12 protein-coding genes are annotated in these 15,978 nt (G+C 66.4%); all 12 read left to right on the top strand.

The genetic code is table 11. The features are described 5' to 3' along the window. The first annotated feature begins 158 nt into the window (after positions 1-158). Positions 159-1,901 carry an IlvD/Edd family dehydratase gene (locus IP91_RS09200; RefSeq protein WP_145648630.1) on the top strand — a complete coding sequence of 581 codons (1,743 nt, stop codon included), beginning with the start codon at positions 159-161 and terminating at the stop codon, positions 1,899-1,901. Positions 1,902-1,955: 54 nt separating this feature from the next. After that, complete coding sequence (gene araD1, locus IP91_RS09195; protein WP_145648629.1) at positions 1,956-2,936, top strand: AraD1 family protein; 981 nt, start codon at positions 1,956-1,958, stop codon at positions 2,934-2,936. Next, entirely contained in the window at positions 2,933-3,712 is a 780-nt protein-coding gene (locus IP91_RS09190; protein WP_371860605.1) for an SDR family NAD(P)-dependent oxidoreductase, read from the top strand. The genes araD1 and IP91_RS09190 overlap by 4 nt, the downstream gene beginning before the upstream one ends. A 90-nt stretch (positions 3,713-3,802) precedes the next feature. After that, a complete protein-coding gene (locus tag IP91_RS09185; protein WP_145648627.1) occupies positions 3,803-5,341 on the top strand; it encodes an alpha-N-arabinofuranosidase in 1,539 nt (512 codons plus the stop codon). A gap of 148 nt (positions 5,342-5,489) precedes the next feature. Further along, positions 5,490-7,832, top strand: coding sequence for a glycoside hydrolase family 127 protein (locus IP91_RS09180; protein ID WP_145648626.1), 2,343 nt, complete (start codon positions 5,490-5,492; stop codon positions 7,830-7,832). 208 nt (positions 7,833-8,040) lie between these two features. After that, a complete protein-coding gene (locus tag IP91_RS09175; RefSeq protein ID WP_145648625.1) occupies positions 8,041-9,009 on the top strand; it encodes an ABC transporter substrate-binding protein in 969 nt (322 codons plus the stop codon). A gap of 8 nt (positions 9,010-9,017) precedes the next feature. After that, a complete protein-coding gene (locus tag IP91_RS09170) occupies positions 9,018-10,541 on the top strand; it encodes a sugar ABC transporter ATP-binding protein (RefSeq protein ID WP_145648624.1) in 1,524 nt (507 codons plus the stop codon). Further along, a complete protein-coding gene (locus tag IP91_RS09165; RefSeq protein ID WP_145648623.1) occupies positions 10,538-11,614 on the top strand; it encodes an ABC transporter permease in 1,077 nt (358 codons plus the stop codon). Before IP91_RS09170 ends, IP91_RS09165 begins: the two co-directional genes overlap by 4 nt. After that, positions 11,611-12,615 carry a galactofuranose ABC transporter, permease protein YjfF gene (gene yjfF, locus IP91_RS09160; RefSeq protein ID WP_371860604.1) on the top strand — a complete coding sequence of 335 codons (1,005 nt, stop codon included), beginning with the start codon at positions 11,611-11,613 and terminating at the stop codon, positions 12,613-12,615. The genes IP91_RS09165 and yjfF overlap by 4 nt, the downstream gene beginning before the upstream one ends. Before the next feature lie 9 nt (positions 12,616-12,624). After that, positions 12,625-13,578 carry a glycoside hydrolase family 43 protein gene (locus tag IP91_RS09155; protein ID WP_145648622.1) on the top strand — a complete coding sequence of 318 codons (954 nt, stop codon included), beginning with the start codon at positions 12,625-12,627 and terminating at the stop codon, positions 13,576-13,578. A gap of 47 nt (positions 13,579-13,625) precedes the next feature. Then, positions 13,626-14,567, top strand: coding sequence for a LysR family transcriptional regulator (locus IP91_RS09150; protein ID WP_145648621.1), 942 nt, complete (start codon positions 13,626-13,628; stop codon positions 14,565-14,567). Positions 14,568-14,608: 41 nt separating this feature from the next. Then, entirely contained in the window at positions 14,609-15,913 is a 1,305-nt protein-coding gene (locus tag IP91_RS09145) for a DUF3422 family protein (protein ID WP_229474170.1), read from the top strand. Positions 15,914-15,978 lie beyond the last annotated feature (65 nt).

The raw sequence follows: 15,978 nt of genomic DNA, 5'->3' as shown, positions 1-15,978 counted from the left end.
GGCTGTCCCGATGTCTACATGCGTGGATCGATACCTTTTCCAGTATCCCAGCTGCGAAATTTATTATTTGCCGGGAATCGTTTCACTCTTTAACATCACGCCATCGCAGCTCGGTGGGGACAGCCATTCGCCGGGCCCAGCACAACACCGGAGGAACGATGTCTGAGGAAAAGAAGAAGGTCAAGCTGCGCTCGGCCGAATGGTTCGGCACGCAGGACAAGAACGGTTTCATGTACCGCAGCTGGATGAAGAACCAGGGGATTCCCGATCACGAATTCCAGGGCAAGCCGATCATCGGCATCTGCAACACCTGGTCCGAGCTGACCCCGTGCAACGCCCATTTCCGCAAGCTCGCGGAGCACGTCAAGAAGGGCATCATCGAAGCCGGCGGCTGGCCCGTCGAATTTCCCGTGTTTTCGAATGGCGAGTCGAACCTGCGTCCGACGGCCATGCTGACCCGTAACCTGGCCTCGATGGATGTCGAGGAATCGATCCGCGGCAATCCGATGGATGCCGTGGTGCTGCTGGTCGGCTGCGACAAGACCACGCCGGCGCTGCTGATGGGCGCCGCGTCGTGCGACGTGCCGGCCATCGTCGTCACGGGCGGCCCGATGCTGAACGGTAAGCTGAACGGTAAGAGCATCGGTTCCGGTACCGCCGTCTGGCAGCTGCACGAGCAGGTGAAGGCGGGCGAGATCTCGATGCACGATTTCCTGGCCGCCGAGGCGGGCCACTCGCGCTCGGCCGGCACCTGCAACACGATGGGCACGGCCTCCACGATGGCCTGCATGGCCGAGTCGCTGGGTACCTCGCTGCCGCACAATGCCGCGATTCCCGCCGTGGATGCGCGCCGCTACGTGCTGGCCCATATGTCCGGCATGCGCATCGTCGAGATGGTGTGGGAAGACCTGCGCCTCTCCAAGATCCTGACCCGCGAAGCGTTCGAGAACGCCATCCGCGTGAACGCCGCGATCGGCGGATCGACGAATGCCGTGATCCACCTGAAGGCCATTGCCGGCCGCATCGGCGTCGACCTCGAACTGGAAGACTGGACCCGCGTGGGCCGCGGCACGCCGACGGTCGTCGACCTGCTGCCATCGGGCCGCTTCCTGATGGAAGAGTTTTATTACGCCGGCGGCCTGCCTGCCGTGCTGCGCCGGCTGGGCGAGGGTGGCCTGCTGCCGCACAAGGATGCGCTCACCGTCAACGGCAAGACGCTGTGGGAGAACACCCACGACGCGCCGATCTACGACGATGAAGTGATCCGTCCGCTGGACAAGCCTTTGATCGCCGATGGCGGCATCTGCATCCTGCGCGGCAACCTGGCGCCGCGCGGCGCCGTGCTGAAACCATCCGCCGCGTCGCCGCACCTGATGCAGCACCGGGGCCGCGCCATCGTCTTCGAGGACTTCGACCACTACAAGACGCGCATCCTCGACCCGGACCTGGATGTCGATGAAAACTGCGTGCTGGTGATGAAGAACTGCGGCCCGAAAGGCTATCCGGGCATGGCGGAAGTGGGCAATATGGGCCTGCCGCCGAAGCTCCTCGCCAAGGGCATCAAGGACATGGTGCGCATCTCGGACGCGCGCATGAGCGGCACGGCGTATGGCACCGTGGTGCTGCACGTGGCGCCGGAAGCGATGGCCGGCGGGCCGCTGGGGATCGTGCGCGATGGCGACATCGTGTCGCTGGACTGTGCCGGTGGCCGCCTCGACCTGGAGATCACGGACGAAGAGATGGCGCAGCGCCAGGCCGCCCGTGCCGAAGTCAAGGTCGACCTGCCGAAGTCGGGCTACGCGCAGCTGTATGTGGAGCGCGTGCTGCAGGCCGACGAAGGCTGCGACTTCGACTTCCTCGTTGGCTCGCGCGGTTCGGCCGTGCCGAAGCATTCGCATTAAAGATTACTATTCGAAGCAGGCCGCCGTCATGTGGGCGGCCTTCAGGAGACTTCCATGTTGCTGGTCCAATTCAAGAACAAGGAGGGTGCGCGCCACGTCGGCATCCTCGAGAACGACACGCTGCGCGTGATCGATGGCTACACCACCACCTACGCGCTGGCGCGAGCCGCGATCGCAGGCAAGCAGACGCTGGCCGCGCTGGCGCAGGCCGCCGCCGGTTCGACGACCGTGAACTTCGCGGACGTGACGCCGCTGGTTCCGCTCGACCATGAGGACGACGCGCACACCTATGTCACCGGCACGGGCCTCACGCACCTGGGCAGCGCCGACGCGCGCGATGCGATGCACAAGAAGATCGGCGGCGACGTCGAGACTCTGTCGGACTCGATGAAGATGTTCCGTCTCGGCGTGGAAGGCGGCAAGCCGGCGGCAGGCAGCGTTGGCGTACAGCCCGAGTGGTTCTATAAAGGCGACGGCTCGATCGTCTCGGCCAGCGGCGAGGCGCTGACGATGCCGGACTTCGCCCTCGATGGCGGCGAGGAGCCGGAGATCGCCGGCCTGTACGTCATCGGCGACGATGGCCAGCCGTACCGCGTGGGCTTCGCGATCGGGAACGAGTTTTCCGACCACGTGACGGAGCGCCAGAACTACCTGTACCTGGCGCATTCGAAGCTGCGCGCCTGCGGCGTGGGCGCCGGCCTGCTGGTGGGCGAACTGCCGGCCCACGTGCAGGGCACGTCGCGCGTGCTGGCGGCCGATGGCACCGTGCGCTGGGAGAAGCCGTTCCTCAGCGGCGAGCAGAACATGTCGCACACGATCGCCAACCTGGAGCACCACCACTTCAAGTACGGCCTGTTCAAGCGTCCCGGCGACGTGCACATCCACTTCTTCGGCACGGCCACCCTGAGCTTCGCGGACAATATCTCGGTGCAGCCGGGCGAGACGTTCGAGATCGAGGTCGCGGCCTTCGGTCCCCCGCTGCGCAATACGCTGGCCGTGGCGGAGGCTTCCTCCGGCCAGGTCCGGGCGCTGTGAGCGGCAGCGTGAAGGTGCCCGCCACGTACGGCAGCCTGCGCGGCAAGCGCGTGTTCGTCACGGGCGGCGGCAGCGGCATCGGCGAGGCGATCGTCGAGGCGTTCGCGCAGCAGGGCGCCTTGGTGGCGTTCGTGGACATCGCCGTGGAAGCGAGCGAGGCGCTGGTCGCGCGCATCGCCGCGGCCGGCCATCCGGCGCCGCTGTTCCGCGCCACCGACATCACCGATATCCCGGCGCTGCAGCAGACGATCACCGGCTTCGCCGCGCAGATCGGCGACTTCGACATCCTCGTCAACAATGCCGCCAACGACCAGCGGCACAACGCCGAGGACGTGACGCTGGAGTACTGGAACGAGCGCATCGCCATCAACCAGCGTCCCATGTTCTTCACCTGCCAGTCCGTGCTGGCGGGGATGAAGAAGAAGGGCGGCGGCTCGATCATCAATATCAGCTCGATGTCGTTCCACGCCAAGAACCCGGGCTATCCCGTGTACGGCACCACGAAGGCGGCCGTGACGGGCCTGACGCGCTGCCTGGCGCGCGACTTCGGCCCGCACGGCATCCGCGTCAACACCGTCACGCCCGGCTGGGTGATGACGCAGCGGCAGGTCGACCTGTGGCTGGACGAGGCCGGCGAAGCGGAAATCAGGCGCGCCCAGTGCCTGCCCGGCAAGCTGATGCCGCACGACGTGGCCGCCATGATCCTGTTCCTGGGCGCCGACGACAGCGCCATGTGCACCGGCCAGGACTTCGTCGTCGACGCCGGCTGGATCTAGCATCAACAGCCGAGTCCATGTCCTGGGGCCTGGCACCAGGACACGGACTGGACCTTAGTAAATCCAATAAAATCAAAGGAGACTCCACCCATGTTCCAACGTACCGTCCTGGCGCTTGCGCTGACCCTTTGCGGCGGCGCCTATGCGCAGGTTGCCGTGACCATCGATGCCGGCAAGCCCGGTCCCGTGATCGACAAGAACGTGTATGGCCAGTTTGCCGAGCATCTCGGCACCGGCATCTATGGCGGCATGTGGGTGGGGCCGGAGTCGAAGATTCCGAACGTGAAAGGCTGGCGCAAGGACGTCATCGGCGCATTGAAGGCGCTGCACGTGCCGCTGGTGCGCTGGCCGGGCGGCTGCTTTGCCGACGAATACCACTGGCGCGACGGCATCGGCCCGCGCAGCAAACGTCCCGTGAAGGTCAATACCAACTGGGGCGGCGTCGAGGAAGACAACGCCGTCGGCACGCACGAGTTCTTCGAGCTGGCCGAGCAGCTGGGCGCGCAGGTCTACGTCAACGGCAATCTGGGCACCGGTTCGGCGCAGGAGATGAGCGAGTGGGTGGAGTATATGACCTCGGACTCGAAGTCGACCCTGGCGCAGCTGCGCCGCAAGAACGGCCGCGACAAGCCGTGGAAGCTGGACTATTTCGCCGTCGGCAACGAGGCCTGGGGCTGCGGCGGCGAGATGACGCCCGAGACCTACGCGAGCCTGTACAAGACCACCACGGCCTTCCTGAAGACGCCGCCGGAAGCCCGCCCGAAATTCATCGCCAGCGGCGGCAACGACAACGACACGACCTGGTCGAACGTGCTGTCGCGCGACATCAAGAAGAACATCGACGGCATCAGCTTCCACTACTACACGATCCCCACCGGCAAATGGGCCGTGAAGGGCGCCGCGACGGGCTTCCCGGAAAGCGAGTGGTTCAGCACCATCCGGAACACGCTGAAGATGGACGGCATGATCCGCGCGAACAAGGCGGTGATGGACAAGAACGATCCGCAGAAGAAGGTGGGCCTGTACGTGGACGAGTGGGGCACCTGGTATGACGTCGAGAAGGGCACCAATACCGGCTTCCTGCTGCAGCAGAACAGCCTGCGCGATGCGGTGGTGGCAGCACTGAACTTCAACATCTTCCACGAGCATGCCGACCGCGTGCGCATGACGAACATCGCCCAGATGGTCAACGTGCTGCAGGCGATGATCCTGACCGACAAGGACAAGATGGTGCTCACGCCCACGTACCACGCCTTCCGCATGTACGTGCCGTTCCAGGGCGCCACGTCGCTGCCGGCCACGCTGCAGAACAATGCGGCCTACACGTCCGGCACGGAAGCGGTGGCGCAGGTGAGCGTCTCGGCCGCGCGCGGCACGGATGGCAAGCTGTATGTCGCGCTGGTCAACACGGATCCGAACAAGGCGACCGAGGTGACGGTGGACGTCAGCGGCGCCGCCGTCCCGGCCCGGTTCACCGGCCAGCTGCTGACCGCCGACGCCACCGACGCGCACAATACGTTCGCCGCACCGAACGCGGTGAAGCCGACGTCGTACGCCGCCCAGGCCGCCGGCGGCAAGCTGACGGTGAAGCTGCCAGCCAAGTCGGTTGTCGTCGGCGCCGTCGAGTAACGCCCAAGGCCAACGCCACAGCCGAGCCCGTGTCCACCATGGGGTCAACCCCGAAATCGGACACGAGCTCAGCCGCATCACTGTTGAGTCCGTGTCCGAAAAAGGGGTTGACCCCGAGGTGGACACGGGCTGAGCCGTAAGGATCACGATGAAACCGTTACTGAAACTGACGCTGCTGGCGACGCTGGGTGCGGCGGCGCAGGCGGGGGCGGCGGAGCTGTTTGCGCTGCAGGATGTGCGCCTGACCGCCAGCCCCTTCCTCGCCGCCCAGCAGACGGACCTGCGCTACCTGCTGGCGCTCGATGCCGACCGCCTGCTGGCGCCGTTCCGCCGCGAGGCGGGCGTGCCGGCCGTGAAGCAGTCGTATGGCAACTGGGAGTCCAGCGGCCTGGATGGCCATATGGGCGGCCACTACCTGTCCGCGCTGGCGCTGATGCATGCGGCGACCGGCGATCCCAAGGTGAAGGAGCGCCTCGACTACTTCGTGCGCGAGCTGAAACGGTGCCAGCAGGCGGGCGGCGACGGCTATCTCGGCGGCATCCCCGGTGGTCGCGACGCGTGGCGCCAGATCGCGGCCGGCGACCTGCGCGCCGACAGCTTCGCCGTCAACGGCAAGTGGGTCCCCTGGTACAACCTGCACAAGACCTTTGCCGGCCTGCGGGACGCGTACAAGATCGGCAGGAACGAAGACGCGAAGGCGATGCTGGTCGCGCTGTCCGACTGGGCGCTGAAGCTGACATCGAGCCTGACCGATGCGCAGATGCAGCAGATGCTCAAGGCCGAACACGGCGGCATGAACGAGGTGCTGGCGGACGTGGCCGGGATCACCGGCGAGCGCAAATACCTCGACCTGGCGCAGCGTTTTTCCCATCGCGCCGTCCTCGATCCGCTGATGCGCCACGAGGACCGCCTGACCGGCCTGCACGCCAACACGCAGATCCCGAAAGTGATCGGCTTCGAGCGCATCGGCACGCTGACCCACGATCCGAAGCTGCAGAAGGCCGCGCAGTTCTTCTGGCAGACGGTGGTCGACCGGCGCACCGTGGCCACCGGCGGCAACAGCGTCAAGGAACACTTCCACGACAGCGGCGATTTCTCGTCGATGATCGACGAGGTGGAAGGTCCCGAGACCTGCAATACCTACAATATGCTCAAGCTCACCGAGCTGCTGTTCCGCGACCGGCCCCAGTCGCGCTACGGCGACTACTATGAGCGCGCGCTGTACAACCACATCCTCGCCTCGCAGCGTCCCGACACGGGCGGCTTCGTCTACTTCACGCCGCTGCGCCCGAACCACTACCGGGTCTACTCGCAGGTGGACGAGGGCATGTGGTGCTGCGTGGGCTCCGGCATCGAGAGCCACGCGAAGTACGGCCAGTTCATCTACGCGCAGGAGGCCGATGCCCTGTTCGTGAACCTGTTCATTCCGTCCGAGCTTTACTGGCAGCAGAGGGGCGTGCGCATCACCCAGGCCACCGCCTTCCCCGACGAAGAAACCACCCGCATCACCGTGCACGGCAACGCCAAGTTCGCGATGAAGCTGCGCTACCCCGCCTGGGTGGCGCCCGGTGCCTTGCAGGTCAACGTCAATGGCGACACGGTTGCGGCGCAGGCCGATGGCGATGGCTACGTGCAGGTCGACCGGGCCTGGCGCGACGGCGACACGGTCGAACTGACGCTGCCGATGACGACGCGCCTGGAGCAGATGCCGGACAAGTCGAACTGGTATGCCGTGCTGCACGGCCCCATCGTGCTGGCCGCCAGGACGGCGCCGTTCAAGGACGAGAAGCTGAACTACCTGGCCGACGGCTCGCGCATGGGCCATATCGCCCATGGCCAGATCTGCCCGCTGGAGGCGGCGCCCATGTTCGTCAGCGATGCGCAGGATTTCACGAGCCGCATCCAGCCGGTGAACGGCCAGCCGCTGACCTTCACGGCGCCCGGCCTGATCCGCGGCCCGCAAGGCGCGCCGAACCTGCGCCTGATCCCGTTCTTCCGCCTGCACGACGCGCGCTACACGATGTACTGGCAGCAGTCCACGCCGGCCAACTACACGGCGTTGCGCGAGGCCACCGCACGCGGCGAGGTGGAACGCCTCGAGCTGGCCAAGCGCACGATCGACAAGGTGGCCCCGGGCGAACAGCAGCCCGAATCGGATCACGGCTTCCAGGGCGAAGGTGAAGCGTCGGGCATCGACGGTGTGCGCCACTGGCGCCGCGCCACCGGCTGGTTCAGCTACGTGCTGAACGACCGCAAGGGCGAAGCGAAGGTGCTGCGCCTGACGTTCGCTTCGGCCGACGCGGGCCGCACGTTCGACGTCCTCCGCGATGGGGAGCTCCTGGAAACGGTCACGATCACGCAGGCACCGCAGCCGTTCTACACCCGCGACGTGCCGCTCAAGGAAGCAAAATCCGGCAAGTTCGAGGTCCGATTCGTCGCGCGACAAGGCTCGGTCGCCGGACCCCTGTACGGGCTGGCCCTGCTGCGCTAGACCTCACTTTGCTCCTGCTTTGCGCATCGTTTCGCTCACGCGGATGATTATTTCCCCGATAACAAAAAAGATATGCTTCACCAATAAAAATATATTGGTTTGACATGGCAATTTCTTCTACCATAGCCGCAACAAGCCGGGATGCTCACGCATACCCGGCATCGCATTGGCCGCATACATTGTCGAACACAAGTAACGGAGACACCGCATGACCGCACAGCGCAGGACCTTCATCGCCGCCGCCGCCTTCCTGATGGCCGGCGCCTTCACCACCCTCCCGGCCCTGGCCGCCAAACCCCTCGTCATCGGCTTCTCGCAGGTGGGCGCCGAAAGCGAATGGCGCACCGCGAACACCGTCTCGATCAAGGCCGCCGCCAAGCAGGCCGGCGTCACGCTCAAGTTCGCCGATGCGCAGCAGCGCCAGGAAAACCAGGTGAAGGCCATCCGCTCGTTCATCGCCCAGAAGGTGGACGTGATCGCGTTCTCGCCGGTCGTCGAATCGGGCTGGGACACGGTGCTGCGCGAAGCGAAGGCCGCGAAGATCCCCGTCATCCTGACCGACCGCGACGTGAACGTGGCCGACAAGTCGCTGTACGTGACGCTGATCGGTTCGGACTTCGTCGAGGAAGGCCGCAAGGCCGGCCGCTGGCTGGTGGACTACGCAAAAAAGCAGCCGGGTAAAACGCTCAATATCGTCGAGCTGCAGGGTACCGTCGGTTCGGCGCCGGCGATCGACCGCAAGGCCGGCTTCGATGAAGTCATCAAGGGCAATCCCCAGCTGAAGGTGCTGCGCACGCAGACCGGCGAATTCACGCGCGCCAAGGGCAAGGAAGTGATGGAAGCGTTCCTGAAGGCGCACGGCAGGAGCATCAACGTGCTGTTCGCCCACAACGACGACATGGCCATCGGCGCGATCCAGGCCATCGAGGAAGCGGGCCTGAAGCCGGGCAAGGACATCGCCATCGTGTCGATCGACGGCGTGCGCGGCGCGTTCGAGGCGATGATCGCCGGGAAGCTGAACGTGTCCGTCGAATGCAGCCCGCTGCTCGGTCCCCAGCTGATGCAGGCGGCGAAGGATGTCGTGGCCGGCAAGCCGATCGCCAAGCGCATCGTCACCGAGGAGCGCGTGTTCCCCGCCGAGATCGCGGCGAAGGAATTCCCGAACCGGAAATACTGAGTCGCCCGATGGTGACGAACACGAATGCGGCGCCGGGCCCGGTCCTGGAGCTGGCGGGCATCCACAAGGCGTTCCCCGGCGTGAAGGCGCTGTCCGAGGCGGGCCTGCGCCTGTATCCGGGCGAGGTGCACACGCTGATGGGCCAGAACGGCGCCGGCAAGTCCACGCTGATCAAGGTGCTGACGGGCGTCTACACGCCGGATGCCGGCACGATCCGGCTCGATGGGGAGGACGTCCGTCCCGCCTCCACGCTGGAAGCGCAGCAGCTGGGCATCTCCACGGTGTACCAGGAAGTGAACCTGTGCCCGAACCTGTCCGTGGCCGAGAACATCTTCATCGGCCGCTATCCGCGCACCTGGTTCGGCGTGGACTGGAAGGCCATGCGGGCGCAGGCGACCGAACTGCTGCTTCAGCTGGAGATCGACATCGACGTGACGCAGCCGCTGGCCCGCTACCCGCTGGCGATCCAGCAGATGGTGGCGATCTCGCGTGCGCTCAATATCTCGGCGAAGGTACTGATCCTCGACGAACCCACCTCCAGCCTGGACGAAGCGGAGGTGCAGCTGCTGTTCCGCGTGCTGCGCCGGCTGCGCGGGCAGGGCATGGCGATCCTGTTCGTCACGCACTTCCTGGAGCAGACCTACGCGATCTCGGACCGCATCACGGTGATGCGCAACGGCGAGCGGGAAGGCGAGTACCTGGCCAGCGAGCTGTCGCGCCTGGCCCTCGTCAACAAGATGGTGGGCACGGCCGCGCAGGGTGCGCAGGACGCCACCGGACAGGCGCCGGGCCACCAGGGCGGCGCCACGCTGCTGGCTGCGCAGGGCCTGGGCCGCAAGGGCGCACTGCAGCCGCTCGATATCGACATCCGCGAAGGCGAAGTGCTGGGCCTGGTGGGCCTGCTGGGCTCCGGCCGCACGGAACTAGCACGCCTGCTGTTCGGCGCGGACCAGGCCGACAGCGGCGCCATCGCGATCGGTGGCAACACGAAGACCTTCGACACGCCGCGCGACGCGATCGCCGCCGGCATCGGCTTCTGCTCGGAAGACCGCAAGCATGAAGGCGCCATCCTGTCCCTGTCCGTGCGCGAGAACCTGATCCTGGCGCTGCAGGCGCAGGCCGGCGTGCTGCGGGCGATTCCGTTCAAGCGCCAGCAGCAGCTGGCGCAAGACTATGTGCAATGGCTGGGCATCAAGACGGCCAGCATCGAAACCCCGATCGGCTCCCTGTCCGGCGGCAACCAGCAGAAGGTGCTGCTGGCGCGCTGGCTGGCGACGAATCCGAAACTGATGATCCTCGACGAACCCACGCGCGGCATCGACGTGCGCGCCAAGGGGGAAATCATGGACTACGTGACGGCGCTGTGCCGCAAGGGCATGTCCGTGCTGTTCATCTCGTCCGAACTGCCGGAGGTGCTGCGCTGCAGCGACCGCATGGTGGTACTGCGCGACCGCGCCAAATGCGGCGAGTACGTGCGCGGCGAGCTCGATGACGCCACGGTGCTGCAGGTGATCGCCGGAGAAGCGGCATGACGGCACCGCAGCTGAAGGTCGTTCCACCCGCGCCGGAACGTCCCGCGGTGCCGCAGCGCCGCTCGAATCTGCTATCGCACCCGCTGCTCAAACCCGTGCTGGCGCTGGCGGTGCTGCTGGCGCTCGACATCCTGTTCATTCCCGGTTTCCTGAAGCTGGAGATCAAGGACGGGCACCTGTACGGTCCGCTGATCGACATCCTGAACCGCGCCGCGCCGCTGATGCTGGCCGCGCTGGGCATGACGCTGGTGATCGCCACGCGCGGCATCGACATCTCGGTGGGTGCCGTCGTCGCCCTGTCCGGCACCGTCGCGGCGATGCTGATCGGCGGCACGATGGTGATGAACAATGGCGTGCCCGAATACGTGGCCAACACGCCGATGCCGCTGGCGCTGGCCGCCGCCCTCGGTGCCGCGCTGCTGTGCGGCGCGTGGAACGGCGCGCTGGTCGCCGGCCTGAAGCTCCAGCCGATCGTCGCCACGCTGATCCTGATGGTGGCCGGCCGCGGCCTGGCGCAGCTGCTGACGGATGGCCAGATCGTCACCGTCTATTATCAGCCGTTCTTCTTCCTCGGCAGCGGCTACCTGCTCGGATTGCCGTTCGCGCTATGGGTGGTGCTGGCCGTGCTGCTGGTGGTGGGCCTGCTGCTGAAGAAGACGGCGCTGGGCCTGTTCATCCAGACCGTCGGCATCAACCCGGTGGCCGCGCGGCTGGCGGGCATCCGCACCGCCACGCTGATCTTCCTCGTCTACGTGTTCTGCTCCCTGTGCGCGGGCATGGCCGGGCTGATGATCAGCTCGAACATCAAGAGCGCGGACGCCAACAACGCGGGCCTGATGCTGGAGCTCGACGCGATCCTGGCCGTCACGCTGGGCGGCACGTCGCTGGCGGGCGGCAAGTTCAGCCTGGCCGGCAGCATGATCGGCGCGCTGATCATCCAAACGCTCACGTGGACGATCTACTCGCTGGGCGTGCCGCCGGAAGTGAACATGGTCGTCAAGGCGATCGTCGTGTTTGCCGTCTGCCTGTCGCAGTCGGCCGGGTTCCAGCAATTGTGGAAGAGGCGGAAATGAATACTGCAAGCGTCACTTCGGGCGCGGCGCCGGCCGGTGCCGGCATCATGAGCGCGCCGTGGTTCACGTCCCTCGTCACCGTGCTGCTGCTGGTCGTGCTGCTGGCGGCCGGCGGCGCCGCGTATCCCGGTTTCCTGTCCGAGCAGGTGATGCTGAACCTGCTGATCGATAACGCGCACCTGCTCGTCATCGCCGTCGGCATGGGCTTCGTCATCCTGGCCGGCGGCATCGACCTGTCGGTCGGCTCCGTGCTGGCACTGACGACGATGGTGGCCGCGTGGCTGCTCCATACCGCGCACTGGCCACCCGCCGCCGTGATCCTGGCCGTGCTGGTGCTGGGCGCCGTGTTCGGTGCCGCGCAGGGCGCCCTCATTCACTATTTCCAGCTGCAGCCGTTCATCGTCACGCTGGCCGGCATGTTCCTGGCGCGGGGCCTGTGCTACCTGATCAGCATCGAATCGATCACGATCGACGATCCGCTGTTCGTGGCTGCCTCGCAGACGCAGGTGCCGCTGGTCGGCGGGTTCATCTCGCCCGGCGCGGCGATTGCGCTGATCGTGCTGGCGATTGCCATCTGGGTGTCGCGCCGCAGCGCCTTCGGCCGCGCCGTGTACGCCATCGGCGGCAACGAGCAGTCGGCACTGATGATGGGCCTGGCCGTGGGGCGCACCAAGGTGCTGGTCTACGCGTTCTCCGGCTTCTGCGCGGCGCTGGGCGGCGTGCTGTTCGCGTTCTACATGCTGTCCGGGTACGGCCAGCATGCGCAGGGCACGGAACTGGATGCGATTGCCGCCGTCGTCATCGGCGGCACGCTGCTCACCGGCGGCTACGGCTACGTGGCCGGCGCGCTGTCCGGCGTGCTGGTGCTGGGCACGATCCAGACCTTGATCGCCTTCGACGGCACGCTCAGCTCGTGGTGGACCAGGATCGTCATCGGTGCGCTGCTGTTCGTGTTCTGCGTGGTGCAGCGGCTGCTGTCGGTGCGTTCGCACCAGTCATAAGGAGACTCGATGTTGAAGCAAAGCCTGGGCGCGCTGGCGCTCGCGGTGACGGCCACCTGCGCCCATGCCGGCAATCCCCTGTTCAAGGACATCTTCACGGCCGACCCGTTCGCGCTGGTCGACAACGGCCGCGTCTACCTGTACGTGGGCAAGGACGATGCGGCGGAAGGCGCGCCGACCTACGTGATGAACGAATGGCGCGTCTATTCCAGCTGCGACATGAAGAGCTGGCAGGACCACGGTTCGCCATTGAACGTGCAGGCCTTCCGCTGGGCGAAGAAGGATGCCTGGGCCTCCGACATCACGAAGCGCAACGGCAAGTACTACATGTACGTCACGCTGGCCCACAACACGGTGCCCGGCAAGGCGATCGGCATCGCCGTGTCGGACAGCCCCACGGGGCCATTCCGGGATGCGCTGGGCAAGGCGCTGATCACGAATGACATGACGAAGGAAACCAATATCAGCTGGGACGACATCGACCCGGCCGTGTTCGTCGACGACGATGGCCAGGCCTGGCTGTACTGGGGCAACCGCGTGCTGAAGTACGCGAAGCTCAAGGCCAACATGCTGGAGCTGGACGGCCCGATCCACACGCAGGGCGTCGACAAGTTCGAGGAGGCGCCTTACCTGCACAAGCATGCCGGCACCTACTACCTGTCGTGGGCGCGCGACCTGCCGGAAGAAATCGCCTATGCCACGGGGCCCGGCGCCACCGGACCGTGGACCTACCGGGGCGTGATCATGTCGAAGAACACGGGCGTCCACACCATCCACCAGGCGTTCGTGGACTTCAACGGCAAGTCCTACATCTTCTATCACAACGCCAAGCTGCCGACCGGGAACGACTACCGCCGCTCGGTCGCCGTCGAGGAGGTGCGCTACCAGCCCGATGGCACCATCGCCTTCGTCGACCAGACGGCCGAGGGGCCCGCTGCGAATCCGGGGCCGGGTTGCAAATAGGCCAGGGGCCTGCCAGCGGCGCAACTCTGCAGTGATATGATGCGCCGATGGACACACCCAACCCCAACTGGTTCCTGCGCGCGCGGCTCAAGACGCGCCAGCTGCTGCTGCTGATCGCGCTGGACGAACAGCGCAATATCCACCGCGCGGCGGAAACGCTGCACATGACGCAGCCGGCAGCCTCCAAGCAGATCAAGGATCTCGAGGAGATGCTGGACGTGAAGCTGTTCGATCGCCTGCCGCGCGGCATGGTGCCCACGCTGTACGGCGAGACGATGATCCGTCACGCGCGCATGGCGTTGACCAGTCTCTCGCTGGCGCATGACGACGTGCTGGCGCTGAAGGCCGGGCTGACGGGGCAGGTGGAGGTGGGCGTGATCATGACGCCGGCCATGTCGCTGCTGCCGCAGGCCATCGCGCGCGTCAAGCAGCAGGCGCCGTTGCTGCGCATCGGCGTGCACATGGAACCTTCCAACACGCTGCTCGGCATGCTGGAGCGGGGCACGCTGGACTTCATGATCGGCCGCGTGCTGGAGCGCGACAACAGCGCGCGACTGAGCTACGAGGAACTCACCGAGGAACCGGCCTGCGCCGTCGCGCGCATCGGCCATCCTCTCGCCGCATCGACGAACCTGACGCTCGACGACCTGGCCAGCCACGCGTGGATCCTGCCGCCGCAGGGCAGCATCCTGCGCCACCGGGTGGACATGATGTTCCGCCGCGCCGGCCTGGAGCCGCCCGCCAACGTGGTCGACACGACGGCGCTGCTGCTGATTACCGCGCTGCTGCAGCAGACCGACACGCTGCACGTGATGCCGGTGGACGTGGCGCGCTACTACCAGTCGCTGAACGTGCTGACGATCCTGCCGCTGGAGCTGCCGTTCAAGATGGACGCATTCGGCATCATCCGCCAGCAGGAGCACCTGCTGTCGCCCGGTGCCGCGCTGCTGCTGAAAGCCGTGCGCGACGTCGCCGCGGAGGTGTACTGATGGAAGCGTATTGATGGAAGCTTATTGATGGAGGCTCTTTGATGGAACCTGGCATGGGACCGCTGGTGTTCTCCAGCCTGAATCACCCGCAGCGCGTGCCGCTGGCGGCCGAACTGCATTCGCGGCCGTTCCTGAAGCTGCGCGCGCCCGAGCTGGTGTCGCACCTGGCCGTGTTCGGCCATGGCCGCGGCTCGAATGCCGCCGCCCAGCACGAGCTGCTGGTGGCGCTGTGCGGCCACTTCGGCGTGGCGGCACCGGGCGCCGATGCCAGCCATTTCCACCATGATTTCGGACGCTTCCGGCTGAAGTGGGAACTGCATTCCGAGTTCGCCACCTACACGTTCGCGGAGCGGGGCGAGGCCGTGCACTTCGATCGCATGCCGATCGCGCACGTGCCGCAGGACTGGCTGCTGGCGCTGCGCGGGCGCGTGATGGTGGCCGCCCACGTCATCCTGCGCAAGGGCGGCGCCGGCGAGCATCCGCCCGTGCACGAGCTGTTCGAAGGCCCGTCGCTGGCGGCCAGCAGCGTGATGCAGGGCGGCGAGATCTGCTCCGACTTCGCCATCGCGGCGGACGGCTTTTCGCGCTTCATCGTCAACGACGTGCGCATGCGCGAGCAGCAGGCCGGCCGCCTGGTGCAGCGCCTGCTGGAGATCGAGACCTACCGGATGATGGCGCTGTACGGCCTGCCCGCGGCGCAGCGCGCCGTGCCGGAGCTGAACGCCATCGAACGGGAACTGGCCGCCGCCAGCGCCGCGCTGCTGGAAGCGGACGGCACCACCGAACAGGCACTGCTGGAACAGATCACGCACCTGGCCGCGCGGCTGGAAAAGCTCTCGCTGGACAACAGCTACCGCTTCGCCGCGTCGAAAGCCTACTTCCGGCTCGTCAACGCCCGCATCGACGAGCTGCGCGAGAGCCGCATCGAAGGCGTGCCGACGGTGGCCGAATTCATGGAGCGCCGGCTGGCGCCCGCGATGAGCACCTGCGAGGCGGTGGCCGCGCGGCAGGAAGCGCTGGCGCGCCGCATCGCCAACAGCAACGACCTGCTGCGCACCCGCGTGGGCATCGTGCAGGAAGCGCAGAACCGCCAGATCCTGCAGTCGCTGAACGCGCGCGCGGCCCAGCAGCTGCGGCTACAGCAGGCGGTCGAAGGTCTATCCGTTGCCGCCATCTCCTACTACGTGGTGGGGCTGCTGGGCTACACGATCAAGGGCGCCAAGGGCCTCGGCTGGGTACACGATGCCGATGCGCTGATCGCGCTGGCCGTGCCGCTGGTGGCGGGCGGCGTGTGGCTGACGCTGCGCAGCATGCACCGGCGGCTGCACCGGGCGCACCGCAGCTGACCTGCCGCTGCTTCTGCTGCCGCTTCCGCTTCTGCTTCCGATTCCGATTCCGATTCCGATTCCGC

Origin of the sequence: Pseudoduganella lurida (assembly GCF_007830455.1) — a bacterium.
GTDB lineage: Bacteria > Pseudomonadota > Gammaproteobacteria > Burkholderiales > Burkholderiaceae_D > Rugamonas > Rugamonas lurida.
Note: the sequence above shows the minus strand (reverse complement) of the source record. Positions and strands in the feature narration are given on the sequence as shown.

Excerpts from the sequence above, each read along its gene's own strand:
- IP91_RS09170 (WP_145648624.1), top strand. The coding sequence starts at position 9,018 with ATGGTGACGAACACGAATGCGGCGCCGGGCCCGGTCCTGGAGCTGGCG.
- IP91_RS09175 (WP_145648625.1), top strand. The coding sequence starts at position 8,041 with ATGACCGCACAGCGCAGGACCTTCATCGCCGCCGCCGCCTTCCTGATG.
- araD1 (WP_145648629.1), top strand. The coding sequence starts at position 1,956 with ATGTTGCTGGTCCAATTCAAGAACAAGGAGGGTGCGCGCCACGTCGGC.
- IP91_RS09200 (WP_145648630.1), top strand. The coding sequence starts at position 159 with ATGTCTGAGGAAAAGAAGAAGGTCAAGCTGCGCTCGGCCGAATGGTTC.
- IP91_RS09165 (WP_145648623.1), top strand. The coding sequence starts at position 10,538 with ATGACGGCACCGCAGCTGAAGGTCGTTCCACCCGCGCCGGAACGTCCC.
- IP91_RS09185 (WP_145648627.1), top strand. The coding sequence starts at position 3,803 with ATGTTCCAACGTACCGTCCTGGCGCTTGCGCTGACCCTTTGCGGCGGC.
- IP91_RS09145 (WP_229474170.1), top strand. The coding sequence starts at position 14,609 with ATGGAACCTGGCATGGGACCGCTGGTGTTCTCCAGCCTGAATCACCCG.
- IP91_RS09180 (WP_145648626.1), top strand. The coding sequence starts at position 5,490 with ATGAAACCGTTACTGAAACTGACGCTGCTGGCGACGCTGGGTGCGGCG.
- IP91_RS09155 (WP_145648622.1), top strand. The coding sequence starts at position 12,625 with ATGTTGAAGCAAAGCCTGGGCGCGCTGGCGCTCGCGGTGACGGCCACC.
- IP91_RS09150 (WP_145648621.1), top strand. The coding sequence starts at position 13,626 with ATGGACACACCCAACCCCAACTGGTTCCTGCGCGCGCGGCTCAAGACG.
- yjfF (WP_371860604.1), top strand. The coding sequence starts at position 11,611 with ATGAATACTGCAAGCGTCACTTCGGGCGCGGCGCCGGCCGGTGCCGGC.